Annotated in this window: 13 protein-coding genes; 6 read left to right on the forward strand and 7 right to left on the reverse strand. The window is 35.6% G+C overall.

What is annotated here, in order from left to right; translation table 11 throughout:
* Positions 1–156 precede the first annotated feature (156 nt).
* Together CC99x_RS06235 and CC99x_RS06240 are read right to left on the reverse strand one after the other, a co-directional pair.
* Positions 157–579: a hypothetical protein gene (locus CC99x_RS06235; protein ID WP_057622598.1), complete on the reverse strand. Its 423-nt coding sequence runs from the start codon at positions 577–579 to the stop codon at positions 157–159.
* Between the two features lie 301 nt (positions 580–880).
* Positions 881–1,180, reverse strand: a complete 300-nt coding sequence (locus CC99x_RS06240; protein ID WP_057622596.1) for a hypothetical protein — start codon at positions 1,178–1,180, stop codon at positions 881–883.
* Positions 1,181–1,352: 172 nt separating this feature from the next.
* Here CC99x_RS06240 and CC99x_RS06245 point away from each other — a divergent pair, with 172 nt between their 5' ends.
* Positions 1,353–2,333 carry a retropepsin-like aspartic protease gene (locus tag CC99x_RS06245; RefSeq protein WP_057622594.1) on the forward strand — a complete coding sequence of 327 codons (981 nt, stop codon included), beginning with the start codon at positions 1,353–1,355 and terminating at the stop codon, positions 2,331–2,333.
* Positions 2,334–2,737: 404 nt separating this feature from the next.
* Here the strand turns inward: CC99x_RS06245 and CC99x_RS06250 are convergent, their stop codons facing one another.
* The 4 genes from CC99x_RS06250 to CC99x_RS06265 all read right to left on the reverse strand — a co-directional run bounded on the left by CC99x_RS06250 (position 2,738) and on the right by CC99x_RS06265 (position 10,344).
* The gene (locus tag CC99x_RS06250; protein WP_057622592.1) at positions 2,738–3,103 is read right to left on the reverse strand and encodes an RT0821/Lpp0805 family surface protein; all 366 of its coding nucleotides are present in this window, start codon (positions 3,101–3,103) and stop codon (positions 2,738–2,740) included.
* A gap of 166 nt (positions 3,104–3,269) precedes the next feature.
* Positions 3,270–6,827, reverse strand: coding sequence for a translocation/assembly module TamB domain-containing protein (locus CC99x_RS06255; protein WP_057622589.1), 3,558 nt, complete (start codon positions 6,825–6,827; stop codon positions 3,270–3,272).
* A 12-nt stretch (positions 6,828–6,839) separates the two neighbouring features.
* Positions 6,840–8,546, reverse strand: coding sequence for an autotransporter assembly complex protein TamA (locus CC99x_RS06260; protein ID WP_057622587.1), 1,707 nt, complete (start codon positions 8,544–8,546; stop codon positions 6,840–6,842).
* A 229-nt stretch (positions 8,547–8,775) separates the two neighbouring features.
* On the reverse strand, positions 8,776–10,344 hold the full coding sequence (locus CC99x_RS06265) for a S1C family serine protease (protein ID WP_158003177.1): 1,569 nt from the start codon (positions 10,342–10,344) through the stop codon (positions 8,776–8,778).
* 439 nt (positions 10,345–10,783) lie between these two features.
* On the opposite strand from CC99x_RS06265, the gene gshA reads away from it, so the two are divergent.
* Positions 10,784–12,073 carry a glutamate--cysteine ligase gene (gene gshA, locus CC99x_RS06270; RefSeq protein ID WP_057622583.1) on the forward strand — a complete coding sequence of 430 codons (1,290 nt, stop codon included), beginning with the start codon at positions 10,784–10,786 and terminating at the stop codon, positions 12,071–12,073.
* Positions 12,073–13,017 (forward strand): glutathione synthase, encoded by a 945-nt coding sequence (gene gshB, locus CC99x_RS06275; RefSeq protein WP_057622582.1) that lies wholly within the window; start codon positions 12,073–12,075, stop codon positions 13,015–13,017. The genes gshA and gshB overlap by 1 nt, the downstream gene beginning before the upstream one ends.
* Before the next feature lie 361 nt (positions 13,018–13,378).
* Here gshB and CC99x_RS06280 read toward each other — a convergent pair whose 3' ends face one another.
* The gene (locus CC99x_RS06280) at positions 13,379–15,391 is read right to left on the reverse strand and encodes an NADPH-dependent 2,4-dienoyl-CoA reductase (RefSeq protein WP_057622580.1); all 2,013 of its coding nucleotides are present in this window, start codon (positions 15,389–15,391) and stop codon (positions 13,379–13,381) included.
* A gap of 262 nt (positions 15,392–15,653) precedes the next feature.
* On the opposite strand from CC99x_RS06280, the gene CC99x_RS06285 reads away from it, so the two are divergent.
* From CC99x_RS06285 to CC99x_RS06295, 3 genes are all read left to right on the forward strand, one after another.
* Entirely contained in the window at positions 15,654–16,235 is a 582-nt protein-coding gene (locus tag CC99x_RS06285; protein WP_057622578.1) for a hypothetical protein, read from the forward strand.
* Positions 16,235–17,164: a DUF2157 domain-containing protein gene (locus CC99x_RS06290; protein ID WP_057622575.1), complete on the forward strand. Its 930-nt coding sequence runs from the start codon at positions 16,235–16,237 to the stop codon at positions 17,162–17,164. The genes CC99x_RS06285 and CC99x_RS06290 overlap by 1 nt, the downstream gene beginning before the upstream one ends.
* A 115-nt stretch (positions 17,165–17,279) precedes the next feature.
* Positions 17,280–17,879, forward strand: coding sequence for a LemA family protein (locus CC99x_RS06295; protein ID WP_057622572.1), 600 nt, complete (start codon positions 17,280–17,282; stop codon positions 17,877–17,879).
* Positions 17,880–17,890 lie beyond the last annotated feature (11 nt).

The raw sequence follows: 17,890 nt of genomic DNA on the forward strand, positions 1-17,890 counted from the left end.
GGAGAATTAAAGCAAATTTAGCTTGTGATTTTCTATTGTATTAATTGCTATTGATATTTCTGGTCGGCAGTAGAGAACAGACAAGAGGTATGATTGTTAACAGTTATATAGAGTGCTGGAGACACTAGGTCTCCAGTAAACATTTAAATGGGTAAATTAGCCTCGCTTTTTGTTTTTCTGCAAGGGTGTATCTTGCCCTGAATCATTAAGCGCTTCTTTTTTTAGTCTTTCAGAACGTCTAGGCAATTCTGTTTCATTAAATATCAAAGTACGTTCTCCATTAATCATAAGCTTATCTAATTCTGTCTTTCTTCTTTTCTTAGGTGGCTCTGCTTGCGCCAAATCACTAAGAGATTCTTCTCTTGCTCTTTTAGATGCACCATCACGACTTGACTCTGACTCTAGCTCAAACAAACTACTACCTCGCACAACACTTTCTAATGTACCCTTAGGTAATTTTGCTAATAGCTTATATAGTTCTTCTATGTCTTGTATCTGTTTATTGTACTTTTTCCACTCTGGAGACAGAGTTTCATCAACTTTTTGCGATGCGCCAGAAGAATTATGTATAGATTTCATTTAAAACACCTTAATTTTATTCATTTAAAATACCTGACCAAGTCACAAAGCAAACTTGGCTCTGGCATTAAAGCAAATTAAGATCGTTTTTTGCCATTGCATTAATTGCTATTGACATTGATGATTGCTAACAAAAAACAGATAATTGGTATATTCGTAGAAATATTCATATTTTTTTACAAAATATGCTCTATGCAAAATGCATTTGCAGATCTTTGGAAATTAGATATTGGTAATTAAAAGACAATAAAAAAGGCGCAAATTGCGCCTTTCCTATTTTTCATCAACCACGAGGAAATCTTTATTTGGCTGTTTTTAGCCTATTTGGATTTGAAATACCCAACATCATTTCAAACATATCTAATTGAGATTCTGCTTGAGGGTTTTTGCCCAATAATTCAAGTTCTTGTAATCTTTGTAAGTAATCGGGTGTTTGGCCACTTACGATATCTTCATAATTTTTGCCCAAGCGGATTAAAAAAGTTTTCATAAAGCCTTCGGTGACAGAGCCACCTATCAACTCTATCTGAATCAGTTCGCACAAAGTAAGACCAACTGTTTGTAATCTCTCTAATAGTTCAGAATGTGTCTTGCTGACCATGATTCACCTTAACTTTAAAAACCAGCCATTTATCGGGTAATGCATGCATTCTAACAGTTTTTGAAAGCAAATCAACTAATTTTTTTTATTTATTTTTGCTGTATATACACTTACTGGTTTGTGGTGTATCAGACTTGAAACTATACTTTTGAAAAACGCTGAGAACCATATAATGCACAGGCTTATTCAAAGGCTTACAACCATTGCGACTGTATTTATAAGCGCTCATAGCTTTGCCGATACAAACAAAGCAACCTTCACTTACCGTGATGATACCAAAACGTTTATACCAGGCTCCCATGAAATAAAAAACAATCTGACAGTTAATGCGCCTATTGGCGATAATGGATTAATGAGTCCTATTATCAAAATTAAAATAAATGGCCATGGCCCCTACAACTTCTTATTTGACACAGGTTTTTCTCGCTCTATGATTTCTAAGGCACTAGCAGAGAAACTTCAACTCACAAAAATAGATACAGAAAAGGTAACAGCAACCACTCCTACACAAGTGGTTAATACTTTTCAACATCGATATTTGGTAGAAAAACTTCAAATAGGTGATGCTGTTATCAGAGATTATGGAATGGTTGCCTCAAGCGGATTTGAGGATGATGTTCAGGATCTAAAGCGTCTAAAAGTAGATGGTGTTTTAAGTGCGAATGCTTTTTATGGATTACTGCTCACGCTTGATTACAAAAATGAAAAAATACATATTCAAAATGGGGATTTATTGCAGGAATCTAATGAAACAATCCCATATGCACACACCTCAGACGTTCCTATTGTTAATATTAAACTTAAATTTGATAAACTAAAAAAAGATGTTGAGCAAACAGCCATTATAGATACTGGTTTTGGCGCTTATTTTTTCATCAATGCTTGTAATATACCAGAAATGCTAAATTTTAGAGGTCGAGAAAATTTAATTGCATATGATTACCTTGGTTATGAGCAAACAAAATATTTTGCGCAAATGTATGGTGATATTGTTATTTCAGATAAATACACCATTAATTCACCCTACATAACTTTTGGAAAAGTAAATTGTGAAGTAGAAAATCCACATGGGTTGATTGGACGAACCTTTTTTGAAAAATACAAAGTTACCATTGATCAAAAAAATAGTCTTGTAAAACTTACAAAATATTAGAGACTGTTGACATTTTTCTGACCTACTTACCGACCGCTACGTCCCGCGGCTTGTCCTTGAATCTTAGTCACATTTTTGATTAGGCTACAGAGTTATATTTTTAACAGAACTCTCGATGAGCGTAGCGAATAAAAAATCTCACTTTTTGAAGGGGGATGCGCACTGACAAGTGCGTAAGGGGGATTTATGCTGGAGGCTAAGTTTAAAAAGCTAAATCCCTCTGCTCGTACAGCTATGCTATACGAGCGTCTCCCTTTATAAAAGTGAGAAAATGTTCGCTTTGCGAACGAAAAAAAGACAGTTACTATGCTTATATCAACTTATATAGAAGAGACAGGGACAAGCCGCGGGACGTAGCGGTCGGTAAGTAGGTCAGCAAAAAGCATTTTTTCACTTTGCCTATATTACTTATTAGGAAAAGTAAAAGGCATCATTTCTATTTTATCATCGTTATCTTTGCACAAAGTGGCTGCAAATCTTACGGCCTCTCCATTTTTAAAATGTATATTGTGCTCTACCTCGTGGCAAGCATGATTATTAATTTTAAAAACACGAATTAACTTAACTGTCCCTGATAATCCTGTTTCTTTATTATCCCAAGGTATTTCTTCTCCAATCGATTTCTGAGGCAATTCATGTCTAGAGATATTTTTCATCATATCCAAGTCTGAACGCACCAAAGGCTGCGGTAAGTAATCATTCCAGGCAGCATTTGCACTATTAAAATACAGCCCCATCAATAATAAGAAGGTGATATTTTGCGTTTTCATATACATACCTAAGTTATGTTTATAAAGCTTTGAATCATTAAAAAAATGTATGATCTCCTAACTATCTAATATTACAGTGCCCTAGTAATATTTCGACTTATAAATTAAGCATGGAGTTCAAATATTATTTAGTGCGCATGCACGTTTTTTTTTCATATTAAGACATCTAATAATCTTTTTTCCAAAATATTTTAATGTCATTTCCAGATGTGCCTGGCCCTCCACTACTTTCAATGGTGATATTGTCCGTTGCTTCAATCTGAATGGATAATTTTGAATCTTGTAGCGTTGCGCCTTGTTGCCCACCAACATACACTTTATCAAAAAGATATTTCCCTGCACCAATAGAAAACGGCTGTGTATCACTTGAGTTGACATCAAGCAGATCAAACTTTAAGAGTGAGCGCGTCTTATCTAATAGATCCAAGCTCCCTCCTCGGCTTTGCATATTGTTTAAGCTGCTCAATGTACTTGCTAAACGAACAGCCTGAATGGGGGTCAGTTTTTTGATTTCATGACCAAAGAGTAGCTTTGCAATAATTTCATCTTCTGGCAATACAGGAATTGAGGATACCTTTATTTTTGCTTTTTCTGGTGAGCCAGTTATTTCAACAATGGCTGTCAAATTGCTAACTTTAGACTCAGCTCTAAAATCTAAATACACATCCTCTTTATCAACCTGCACATTACCTTTAGTGATAATAAATTTTTTGTTTAAAAAAACATATTTTCCTTTTAAAACTTGTAATTTTCCGTGAAAAATAGGTTGTGTATGACTGCCTGTGATTTGCAATTTTCCACCCAGCTCTGCATCCAAACCTTTGCCTCTGATAAAAGCCCGCTTATCAATGCCAACCACTAAATCCAGCATAATCTCAAAAGCGCTTTTCTTTTTTAAAGATTTTTCAAAATCTGCTTTTGATATAACATTAATTTCAGGAACATTACTTTGAAAACTATCTGGCACTTTAATATTTAATTCTGAAAAATCAATTTTTCCAGATAAGCGCGGCGCCAAAAGATTCCCATCTAGTTTCAAATTAGCATCTACGATGCCTTGATATTTATCAGAATTAAAAAGCCTCATTTTGTTCAGTGTGCCATTGACAGCAAGACCAGCCACATCTTCTCTCGCTAAATCAATAACGCCATTAAATTCAGCTTTACCTCTAGCATCATCTTGAATAGATAATTTACGAAGATGAACCTTATCTCCATTGGCAACAGCGTTTAAATCAATATTTTTCAAATGTATTGCAAAATTTTCATCATCAAAACCACCTTTGCTTATATTAAAAGAGCCAAATAATTGAGGCTTTTCTAAAGTTCCTTCAAAGCGAAGATCGGTTTCCAAAGTGCCATAAAATTCTTTTTTATCTAAAATCAATAATTGTGATATAGCGCTCATATCTGTTTGAGATTTGATTTTAGCGAAAAATGGCTTGTCTGCATTAAAGTGCATAATATCATTCCAGCTACTTTGAAAAGTGATATCACTCAATTTACTTCTATGGCCATCTAAAACAGAATGTGCTATCAATAGATCTTCTTTTAATGAAAGATCAACATTAAAATTAAGCGCCCTATTTAAGAGACTATCACTATCGATATAGAAATTTTCCACTTTAGCCGTTATATCCATATTAGGCTTATCATGCGTTCCTGAAATATTGCCTTCAGCAGATACGCTACCTTTTAATATAGAGATTGGCAAAAATCGCAAGAGAGTTGCAGATGCCCCATTTAAAGAAAAATCAAACTGCTGCGCATCCGAACTATAATATCCTTTTGCTGCAAATTTTCCATCATTGATGGTTGCTTTACACTTTTTTAATATTAATTTATGATTTTCTTCAATAAGCGCATAGATATCTACATTATCAATAGAGAGAGAGACATTTTGATCATGATAAAATCCCTTCAATATGCGCATATCACCTAAGATTTGCGGATTCTCATACGTTCCTAAAATCTGTAAATCAGAATCTAAAATCCCTGAAACCTGGTACGACTTTTTGTTAAAGACTTGAGACAAATTATCCAATGAGGATTTAATTTTTATTTTTGCATTTAATGCTTTTCTTTCATTAAATGAAATAAGGCTTGCCCAATCAGACTGGGCAAAAATCTCTAAAGTAGGCTTATCATCTGCATTAATCGCCATTTCTATATTTAATTGTTTGTTAGCGACAATGGCATTTGCGTTTGCATTTATCACAGAGCCTGAAAACCTGTCGTTTTTATTCAGACTTGTTTTATAATTTATTGCAACATTTATTTTAGGATTAAAAATATTACCGCTAGCAAGTATTTTTGCATCAGCAATGCCTGGCAGAATTTCTAGATCTCCATGACTCAGTGAGGGCACGGAAAAATTTTTCAAATCAGCATCAATCGATAGATTACCTGTGATATTGGGCTTTGGATAATTACCCAATAAAACGAGATCTGCCTTTAAAGTACCTTTTAGATCATATGTAAAAATTGGCGGTAAATTTTCTAATTTTGATTTTACTAAAATTTTAGCATTCAGTGGTTGCTCTATATCAAAGGCAGGAAAATCTGCTAAGTGTGTTGATAGTGTCACACCCAATGCAGTTTTTTTATCAAGCTCAACATTAGCATTTAGAACTAAATTCTTTTTCTTTATCGAAAAATTATTATCTATTTTAAAAGGTGCTAAATAAGATCTCTGTGTATCCTTTAAAACAGCATTATAGGTGATGCTTCCTTTTACAAAAGGATCATACAGATTGCCTTCTATATTCAAAGCCCCGTCTAAAAATCCTTTTGAAAGTTCAACTTCATTATAAAGAAAAGCAGGTATTGGAAATTGAAGGATATCTGCTTTCATTGCCAAAGTGTTATCATCATAAAGACCGCTTAGAATTGTATTACCATCTTTATAACCTATCTTTACTTGCTTAATTTCAATTCGTTTATTATCAAAAATGTTTAGCGCACCCTCAATCTTGAATTGTTCTTGATAAATTTCTGTATTTTCAGACATAACATTTAAAGAATAGCCCTCTTTTTTGAGTGAAAAATCCCCCGTTATCGTTGATTTTATTGGGTAATAAGCGACATCAAGAGGATATATTTCATCTAAAAGATAAGGCTTTTCTTCTGTGAATGAAAGCATGAACTCTGTTTTTTCTTGTTCAGCACGTGTATTTAAATTAAGCAATGTGGTTTTATGGCTGTCTGATAATTTTAGATGAATCGCTTGAGTAATAAGATTCACATCTCCATCAACAATAAAAATCTTATGGTTTTTGAGTATATTAACTTGCAATTCTTCAATAACAAGTGGAATTACTAATGATTCCAGTGAAAATGATTGATTGCTTTTTTCTGGAGGTGTTTCTGTATTATTTTTTTTATCAGCGACAAAGAGAGATTGTATATTTAATTTTTCGATATGAATTTTCTTTTCAAATAAAGATTGTAATTGCCAAATCACACTTAATTCTTTCACTGTATACAAAAGGCCATCGGAATGATGGCTTAAAGAAAGTTCTTCAATACTAAAATCTGAAAGCAAATTACCTTTTATATTATTGAGAACAACTTGATAATCAGAATAATCATTAAACAAATCAATGGCACTTGACAAGAATATTTTTTGACCGGCAGGAATCAAGAGAAATAGCAGGATAATGACTGCCATGCTCGTGGGCAACCAGAAAATAAGCTTTGCAATATTTTTTAAAATTTTTAACATTTGAGGCAGCTTCTAATAAGATTGACCAATACTTATATATATTTGATAACTATCATCTATACCTTCTCGTTTACGGATCGGCATCCCTACATCAAAGCGCAAGGGGCCAAAACTGGTAAAATAACGAAGGCCAAATCCAGCCGCCCATCGAATAGGTAAACTGAAATCAGGTATTTTTTGATCAAAGATATTTCCACCATCTAAGAAAATAACAAAACCATAGGTATCTGTAATTTTCTGCCTGATTTCAGTAGAAAGCTCAATGAGAGAACGACCACCTTGCGCTTCATTATCAACCAATCGTCCGAGAGATTGATATTCATAACCTCGGACAGATTGTCCCCCACCCGCATAAAAACGCAAATCAGCAGGGATTAATGCACGAGAAGATCCCGCAATACTCCCCAGCGCACATCTAGCAGCCCAAATAGTATAATTACTTTCATTTAATGCCCAATAATGATTCGCATCTACTCTGGACTTATAAAATATAGTGCTTGTATCAAATAAATCCCAATAAGGTGCTGATTCAAATTTAAAATATAATCCTTTAGCAGGATCTAAAATATTATTTCTTGAGTCAAAGCTTAAATTAACAGGCAAATATAACAGCCCAAAATTTTCTGTTTTCGACAACTCTCGCACTTGAGTTAAATAGTGACCGATACCATATTGAAAGCTCCAGTGCTTATTCATTCTTTTTCTAATATTTGCAGAAGACGACCAACTGGATGATTCATATTTATTTGTATCTTCATGCTTTAATTCAGATTGTATGATTAAACTTTGATTTCTATTACCCATAAAAAGATCTGTATAGGTCGTCTTAAGATTTTGCAGCCGTTGATTAACAGTGCTTTCAAATTTAAGCAGCTCTGCCATACCGAAAAAATTGCGATGCTCCCAGCTACCATAAAACCCTGGCCCTTTATCAGAGTGATAGCCAGCCCCTAAACGTATGGTTCGATGCACTTTTTCTGTTAATTCGATGGTTATGGGGATCTGATTTGTATTGATAGGTGTATCAGAGTACTGAACTGTAGCATCTGCAAATACTGGCTTTAGCAGCATCTTTGAGCGAAATTTTTTTATTTTAGATGGCTTGAAACATTCTCCTTCTTCCCAGGTAATGTCTCTATACACATATTTTTCTTTTATGGTTTTTAAGCCTTGAATATATGTTTTCCCCCACACGACTTGAGGGGAATCTGCAACCTTAAAGTACAATTCGGCTGTATGTGCTTTGAAATCAAGTACTGCTTGATGAGATATATTAATATTGGCAAGGCAATTGAACTCTTCAACTTTTTTTGACAGCGTTTTTTCTGAATCCAGAACTTTTTGCGCTAAAAGTAGATCGTTCACTTTAATGTCTAATACATTAATGTCTGGTGCTCTTATCTCTTTTCCCGTTTGCAAATAAATATGGCTGATGGTAAAAGATTGTTTGGGGTTAATAAAGAAATTTACTTTAACGTTAGTCTTCGATATTTGATATATTTTCGTGTCGATGGTTGCTGCATAGTATCCTTGTGCATGCAAAAGCTGAGTCATTAGCTCCTTTTCAATCTTTGTTTTTTCTTCAATCTCTCTCATGGATTTGATTTTTTGATTATTCAATTCCATCTCTTTTTTGAAGTCTTTAAAATGTTCTTGCATCTTAGCATTTGCTTCAACCAATATGTCCGTTTGGACTTTATAGGCCTGCGATGCCGTCATATAAAAAAGCATTAAAGGGATGGAAATAAGTTTAAGAGCTTGCATTATTTAGAAGGAAACAATATTGTTAAAAGACTAACATATATAAAATATCTATGAATGATAGGAAACAATCATATCACATCTCTTTCTTGATAGCCTCTATAACCTAATCTGATTTGTTTGGCAAAGCACTGTCTACTTCGAAGGGATTTTGAAACATAGCTTCAAAAATCCCTTCGCTCACTATTTAACGCATTGTGGCACGCTTTAAGCTTGTTTTTTCATCTTGACCAGATAATAACGACGATGATACAGACAATACTTCAGATTGATCCGCTCTATTGCTTGCTAACAAACTCTTAAACCCAGGGGTGAACTGCCTATACTCTGGACAACCTGGTTTATAGCTAGGCTCAACTAAGAGATCATCCGAGCGATCTTGAGCAATACGCTGCGCGCTTAATATTTTTGCATTCTCTTCAGGCGATATTCGTTTGAAGACAAAAACAGAACCTTGTTTGGTTTCAATTTTATGGCGTTCCCCATCATGCGCTTCTAAAGCCGCAATCACCTCTCTTAGATTTCTCACTTTCTTACCATTAATAGATTTAATGATTTCTCTTTCTTGGCGTTTGTCTAAGCCTCGCGTGTGCTCAGATGCAAAAATGGTGTGAATCATTACTTTTTCATCACCAGGTTGCTTTTTAGATTTTGCTCTGTAACGTGCATGATTTGAAGCATAATGCGTCACAGGGGCAAAGGCAATGCCAGAATGAACATAATAAGTCGGTGCTTTATCCCACTCTTTTTGCGCCAATTTCGTCGTACTACTTCTATCTAAGAGCGGTATTGTCACACTCAAGCGTTCCCCTTTTCTAAGGATATCAAGCTCTATCGAATCACCAATAGATTTATCTCTGATCAAATGTATAAATTTTATTCTATTGCTGAAAGATGTCTCAACATTGCCATCGTTTTGGATTTTTTTACCATCGATAGCTAATAAAATATCATCTGGCTTTATTAAATCATGACAAGAGGATAGTCTGTCTACCGATTTAACACGAATACCACTTTCCCCTTCATTTAATCCATATTCATCACGAATATATTTATTTTCCATCTTTTGATAGGTGAATTCTAAGTTTGGAAAGCCCTTATAGAGATCTGATTGAACTGTATCTGCAATAAAGTGCCTTAATACAGGCGCTGGAATAATGTAGCCTAACCCATCGCCAAACATAATACCCTGGAAAGCAACGCCTAAAACCTTATTTTCAAAGATAGCCGGTCCACCACTATTACCCGGATTAATTTCTGCTGTGACTTGTGTGTGTAATAGTTCGACACCCGAATGGCAATAACTACCAACCTCACTTCTAGAAACCATTCCCTTTGTAATACACATTTCGTTTCCCCCCATTGGGAAACCAACGACTTTTAACTTATCTTGTAAACCTGGCATTCCACCAAGCTCTAGTGGTTTTACTTTTTCCCAGAATGATTCATCTTCTACCTGCAGCATGGCTAAATCACAATCATGATCAATATTTACTACTTTTGCTAAATATTTGGTATCATCACTTGCAATGCGAACCTCTAGTTGTGATGCATCAGCAGATACATGAGCATTGGTAATGATATAAGGTTTTCCTTCAAAATTTACCACAAATCCAGAACCACCCCATGCGCTAGATTGAGGGCCTTGCCAAGGATATGAATAGCTATATTCATGTCCTTCTGCTGATATTTTCAATACAGAATGTTTGTACAATTCTAAGTCGTCTTTAGGTGATGAGCTTGTTGATCCTATCATGACACTTTTCCTTGTGTTGCTTGTAACAATTCTTTCTGCCTCAAATATTAATTTTTTCATATTTGATGCTTTGCAAATAGATACGTTTTGATATGTGATGAATCAAATTTCGCGATCTATTAAAAATCAACTTATGGAAATTCCAAGGTAAAATCAACAAAAAAACAATTTAATTTTAGTAACGATTGTCAAAATGTACAGTCTTGCAGTGTGAAAGCAAAATGCTGATAGATACAATATCTTTTATCTTAAAATAGCCTCTAGAACCACTTTTATAGATGATTTATATTAATTGCGTCTGAAATTATCTTAAGCTTACTTATGCTCCTTTCAAAAGCTCTCATTATCACTATGTTAGCTTGATAAGAACAGAAAATAGTTACATTTTTCTCGTTTCTGTTGTAATCTTGTTTTTTAACTGTATAAAATATTCGATGTTATGGAACACCAACAGGTCCCTCATTTACGCACAGCCGGCATAGCGCCATTATCATTATTAGAAAAAAGAATTATTGACGCACAAGTTAAAATTGAAACGTGGTTCAGGCAAGCTTTCCAAGATAAGCCCACGCTCATTACCTCATCCGTAGATATTCGTAATGCAGGTTTTAAAATAGCTCCCGTTGATACAAACCTATTTCCGGCCGGCTTTAATAATCTAAGTGTTGATTCATATCCACTTGCTATTCAAGCGCTACAATTCACAATAGAAAAATTTCATCAAAAATGTCAAAAAATATTAATTATTCCAGAAAATCATACACGTAACCCGCATTATTTTGAAAGCTTATCTGTCTTATCAAACTTATTAATGAAAGCTGGCTTTGAGATTCAGATAGGCTCTTTGATTGCAGAAAAATCCCCTATTACAATACAAGTATCAGCGCAAGATCAGCTAACACTCATGCCGGTTACGCTTGATCAAGACAAAATTATTGCTGAAAATTTTCGCGCTTGTATGGTGCTTTTGAATAATGATCTTTCAGATGGCATACCTGATATTATTATGCAATCTAAGCAATTAATCACACCGCCACCACAATTGGGCTGGAAACATCGATTAAAATCGATGCATTTTGAATTTTATAAACAAATAACTGAAGAATTTTCAAAAGTTATTGACGTTGATCCATGGTATATCACGCCTGAATTTGAAGATTGTGGAGAAATAAATTTCGTAGATAAAATAGGCGAAGAATGTCTTATTGAAAAAACAGAAAGACTGTTTCAGAACATTAGGAAAAAATATAAAGAATATAACATTGAACGCAATCCTTTTGTTGTTATTAAAGCCAATCAAGGCACCTATGGCATGGCTGTCATGATGGTACAATCCTCTGAAGAGCTCAAAAATTTAAACCGCAAACAACGACAAAAAATGGCAAAATCCAAAGGTGGGCAGGCAGTTAATCATGTGATTATACAAGAAGGGGTGCACACCATTGAGACTGTTGGAGAGCAGCACTCTGTTGCTGAGCCTGTTGTTTATATGATAGGAAACCATGTTGTTGGTGGTTTTTATAGAGTGCATATGAATAAAGGCCCAGAGGAAAACTTAAATGCGCCAGGCATGCATTTTGAACCTTTAGCTTTTGATGAATGTTGCAACAACCCTGATAACCGAATGAGTACGCATGCTTCGCAAAATAAGTTTTATGTATATAGTGTCATTGCCAGGCTAGCACTCTTGGCAACCTGTTATGAAGCTGAAAGCATAAGGAACCAATAATGAAAATTTTATTTATTATTGATCCAATAGAGTCGCTCAACTTATATAAAGACACTTCTTTTGCTTTTATGTTAGAGGCACAACATCGAAAATATGAGATCTACTACTGCGAACAAAGGCATCTTTACTATCATCAAGAAGATGTTTTGGCCGATGTTTTTCGCATTACTGTAAAAAACGCACCAGAAGAGGCTATTCACTGTATTCAAGAAGAAAAAGATTTTTCACTCTCAAGCTTTGATGTGATCTTAATGCGTAAAGATCCCCCTTTTAATTTGCAATATATTTATACAACCTATTTGTTAGAGATTGTAGAGAAAAAAGGTGTACTCATTGTTAATAGACCACAGAGTTTACGTGACTGTAATGAAAAAATATTCGCTTTAACCTTTCCACACTGCACACCTGCCTTAATGGTTAGTAGTCAAAAAGCAAAATTACAAGACTTTATACAAAGGCAATCACAATGTGTCTTAAAGCCTTTAGATGGGATGGGGGGACGTGAAATCTTTCTCAGCAATGCAAGCGATCTCAATTTGTCTGTTATTATTGAAACACTCACAAAAAATGAAACAACTCCGATTATGGTGCAACAATTTGTACCCGAAATCACTGAGGGCGATAAAAGAATTTTACTCATTAATGGTTACCCCATTGATTATGCGCTTGCACGTATCCCACCTAAAGGTGAAATCAGAGGCAATTTAGCCGCTGGCGGCTCTGGTATAGCAGTAGCCTTAACAGATAGAGATAGATGGATATGCGAACAAATTGGACCCACCCTAAGAGAAAAAGGCTTACACTTTGTTGGTATAGACGTAATTGGCAATTATTTGACTGAAATTAATGTGACAAGCCCAACTTGTGTACGTGAAATTGATAAAGCCTTTAATCTCAATATCAGTGCGCTCTTTTGGGATCATGTTGTAGAACAGTTGAATTAATTGGCACATCACTGTCGAGAAGTCCACAAGAAAGCAGTCTAGAAATACCCAGATTGCCACAGTCGTTTCACTCCCTCTCAATCTGAGCAATCCCCCACGAATTTTCACTAGGTTGTCATCCCAGAATTTTGCGAAGCAAAATATCTGGGATCCACAGGCGTTTTGCGCCTGGTAGCCTTTTGGGCTACTGGATGCCAGCCTTCGCTGGCATGACATATTATCTGATTTTCTCGAATAAAAATTTTATGGGGATCGCTCAGATTGCAAGCTTCGCGAAGTAATCTATCTTAAGTACTTTAAGGAGAACACATAGTAAAAAAATTTTAAGATGGATTACCACGCAAAAGATACAACTTTTAATTTATAGCGTCTCAGCCAATTCTGCCCCTTGCCTGATGGCGCGCGCAGCGTCCAACTCTAATGCTTGATCTGCACCACCAATAATAAAAACGCTTTCAAATTTTTCTTTTAATGGTTCATATAAATCACGCAATGCCATTTGTCCAGCACAGGTAATGATATGATCAACAGACAAGACTCTTTCAATGCCACCTTGTTTAATATGTAATCCATTATCATCAATTTTTGTATACTCAACACCAGCCAACATTTCCACTTTATGGTGTTTTAATGATGTTCGATGAATCCACCCGGTGGTTTTTCCCAAATTCTGTCCTAATTTGCTATTTTTACGCTGGCAAAGATATATTCTTCGTGAACTTTCTATATTTGTGTGCGCAGCTAAACCACCACGATGTTGATAGGATTTATCAATACCCCATTCTTGATAAAAATGTTCGTCTGCTTGTTTATCATGAGGATGCAATAAATAAGAAGCTACATCAAAGCCTATGCCACCCGCGCCAATAATGGCTATATTGTTTCCAACATTTTTCTGCCCTGTTAACAGCTCAATATAAGAAATAACTTTGGGATGTTCAATACCAGCAATATAAGGAGTACGTGGAACAATGCCCGTTGCGACTACTACGATATCAAATTCTGTATTTTGTAAATCAGGCAATTGTACGGTTTGATTTAGTTTAACAACCACACCGGCTTTTTGAAGTCGCTGTTTAAAATAATCAAGACTTTCTTGAAATTCTGCTTTTCCAGGGATTCGTTTTGCAAGATTAAATTGCCCACCCAGCTCATTTGCTTTTTCAAACAAGGTCACTTTATGCCCTTTTTCAGCAGCAAAAGATGAAAATGCCAATCCTGCAGGCCCTGCACCAATCACAGCAATTCGTTTTTTGTGATGCGTAACTTGTAATTTAAATTCAGTTTCTCTGCAAGCAATCGGATTAACAAGGCAAGTTGCTCTTTTCTTTTGGAATACATGATCTAGACACGATTGATTGCAGGCAATACAAATATTTATTTCTTTTGTTCGATTTGTGAACGCTTTATTTGCAAATTCTGGGTCGGCCAAAAAAGGTCGTGCCATTGATATTAAATCTGCTTGATTGTGTTCTAAAATTTTCTCTGCAACTTCTGGATGATTAATTCTATTTGTGGCGACCAAGGGTATGCTAACACTCTGTTTCAAACGCTCCGTTACCCAAGCAAAACCAGCACGAGGAACAGCTTGCGCAATGGTTGGGATACGCGCTTCATGCCAACCAATACCTGTATTGATAATAGTAACGCCATTTGCTTGTAAAGCCTGAGCAAGCATAACAATCTCTTCCCAACTACTCCCCTTCTCGATTAAATCCAGCATTGACAGTCTAAAAATAATGATAAATTTTTCACCCACCGATTCACGTGTTGCTTTTACAATTTCAAGTGGGAAACGCATTCTATTTTCAAAGCTTCCGCCCCATTCATCTGTTCTACGATTGGTATGAGAAGCCAAAAATTGATTAATGAGATAGCCTTCAGAACCCATAATTTCAATCCCATCATACCCTGCAGCTTGTGCTAATTTTGCACAACGCACAAAATCTGAAATCGTTGAAACTATCCCACGCTTGCTAAGCGCCCAAGGCGTAAATAGACTGATCGGTGATTTGATTCTAGATGGCGCTACGCACAATGGATGATAACCATAGCGCCCTGCATGAAGGATTTGTAATGCAATTTTACCGTCCTCACGATGAACAGCATCGGTTATCTTTGCATGGTCGCTGCACTGTTTAGTACTTGTGAGAGAAAGTGCAAAGGGGGCTAACCATCCAGCCCTATTCGGTGCGACACCACCTGTTACAATAAGCCCTACCCCACCTTTAGCACGCGCTTGATAAAAAACACTTAATTTATCGAATCCTTGCTTCTCTTCTTCAAGTCCTGTGTGCATTGACCCCATGATTAAACGATTTTTTAAAGCCGTAAAACCAAGAGATAACGGTGTAAATATTTTATTGTAAATCATATAAAGACCAAAATAAGGTTTAAAGTTAAAGCGTTAATTTCTTATTATAGTCACAGCAAATGAATTATTGAGTAGGCGTCGAGCCTCGAGCAACCAGAGTGTACATATTGGTACATGAGGATTGCGAGATGGCGAAGACAACCCCCTCAAAAACTCATGTGTGAAGACTATACTTTGTCTGACTTTACTATACTATGGATGTTGTTGTTTTGTCGCACGATTTTATTTTTTGTTAGATAACTATTTAAGATCGGAATAAAATATGACCAAAATCAAAAATAATATTTTCTTGATATTGGGGGTAGCACTACCCGTATTAATTGTAACCTTCGTATGGATACTACGCATAGCGCATCAGAGAAATATACCACCACCTCAATACAACTTTATTTACGTTGAAAATAACTATAGCTATAATCGCATTGTATTAGAAAACAATGCTGTATATGTAATCACTGCCAAAGTCCCCGCCCCAACAGCAAACAATCCTCAGCCGCTCCCAAAACAACAGCCCAAGCTATATTTGTATGATTTGCAAAGTCAATCAGCCAATGAGCTTTCTTATCATGCTCCAATGCCTAATCCTGATAACGAACAGAAAACTTTCATTTTTAACATAAAAAATGCAAGCTTAAGTACAGACTATAAATCTCCAGATAACTTTATCTTTGAATCACGTTATCGAGGAGGCAGTGCAGGCATTATATTTGGTGGTCATACCGGCTTCTCTCATGAATATTATCTTAAAAATGATGGAAAAAAATTTCCCATTAACATTAAGAAAGAGAATCCATCAAACTATGTTCAATTTTTAGCCTGGATAGTCCCCAATGGGAGCCAATAATGGACAAAAAAAAAGCGCTGCAAGAGATACAAAACATTACACTCACAAATGAGTTATCTGCCCAAGAAGTATATGATTTTTTAATTGCAGATAAATCGAGTGTCACAGCAGCAGAAGCTAAAAGTACTTTATTAACACGTGTGCTTGCCTATTTAGGTGGTGTCTTTCTATTGGGCGGAATTATTGCTTATACCTCTATGTTTTGGGAAAACATGAGTCCCTTTTTCAGGGTATTTATTGCACTTGGATCTGGTTTTGCTCTATTTCTTATGGCCATACTCTCCGAGTCTAATAAAAATCTAACTAAGTTAATAACCCCTATTCATATTTTAGCTATTTTGCTGCAAGGTGCTGGCCTACTTATCTTTCTTAGTGAATATTATGAACCCAGTGGTCGCTGGCAAGAGCCAATGCTCTTTGTATCCGGCGTATTGCTGTTACAGCAATTATTCACTTTCTTTGCCATTAAGAGAACTGTTTTACTCTTTAATGCTATCGCATGTTGTTTTTTTGTTCTAGGCTCCATCTTTAATATAATTCACATAGATGAAAATATTGCTTTCTCACTCATTGGTATTGGCTATGTTGCAGCATCATTTTATCTGGATAAAACAGAATTTAACAAAATCACACCTTTCTGGTATTTTGTTGGGAGTTGCTGCGCCTTAATTGCACTCTTTGATCTGCTTGAAGAACAAAACATAGATGTACTCTTTTTATTACCAAGCTGCTTTTTGGTTTATCTGAGTACACTTGCGCACAGTCGCACTTTGCTGTTTGTCAGTATTGTGTCTATCTTTTTATTCTTGGGTTACTTTACTTTCACCTATTTTGCAGACTCAATCGGCTGGCCATTATCGCTGATTATCATGGGGTTGGTGTTGTTTGCTTTAAGTAGTGTTGGATTTAAACTCAGCAAGAAGCTTTAAATTAAGGCGCTGTAAATTTATTTAAGAATCCCTCTCGTTAATTAGTCTAGGGGCATAACTATAAAATGATAATATTATATAATTAGATTAAGGCATTTATTCAAAAGGAAAAGTCATGACAGCAATCAATATTTTTCTCATTTTTGTCGGCGTATTTGCCGTTGTTTTATTATATGGTGTTGTTATTTATAACAGCCTTATTGCACTTCGTAATCGCTTCAAAAATGCTTTCTCGCAGATCGATGTACAATTACAAAGACGTTATGATCTTATTCCTAATTTAGTTGAAACAACAAAAGCTTATATGAAGCATGAAAGAGAAACGCTTGATGCCGTCATCACTGCACGAAATCAAGCCTCTTCAGCAGAAGCCATTGTGGCGAAAGATCCAGGCCACCCAGATGCAATGAAAAAACTCATTTCTGCAGAAACAGTTCTTTCAAGCTCTATGGGACGTTTATTCGCACTAGCAGAAAATTACCCTGATCTAAAAGCCAATCAAACCATGCAACAATTAATGGAAGAATTATCATCAACTGAAAATAAAGTTGGTTTTGCAAGACAAGCTTTCAATGATGCCGTTATGCTTTACAATACAGCTCGAGAACAATTTCCTCAAAATATTATTGCCGGTATGTTTCAATTTCAAGCAGCAACACATTATGAAATTGAAGAACCAGAAGCTAAAAAACCAATTAAAGTATCTTTTAATTGAGATAAGAGCTG

It is taken from the genome of Candidatus Berkiella cookevillensis, assembly GCF_001431315.2.
GTDB lineage: Bacteria > Pseudomonadota > Gammaproteobacteria > Berkiellales > Berkiellaceae > Berkiella_A > Berkiella_A cookevillensis.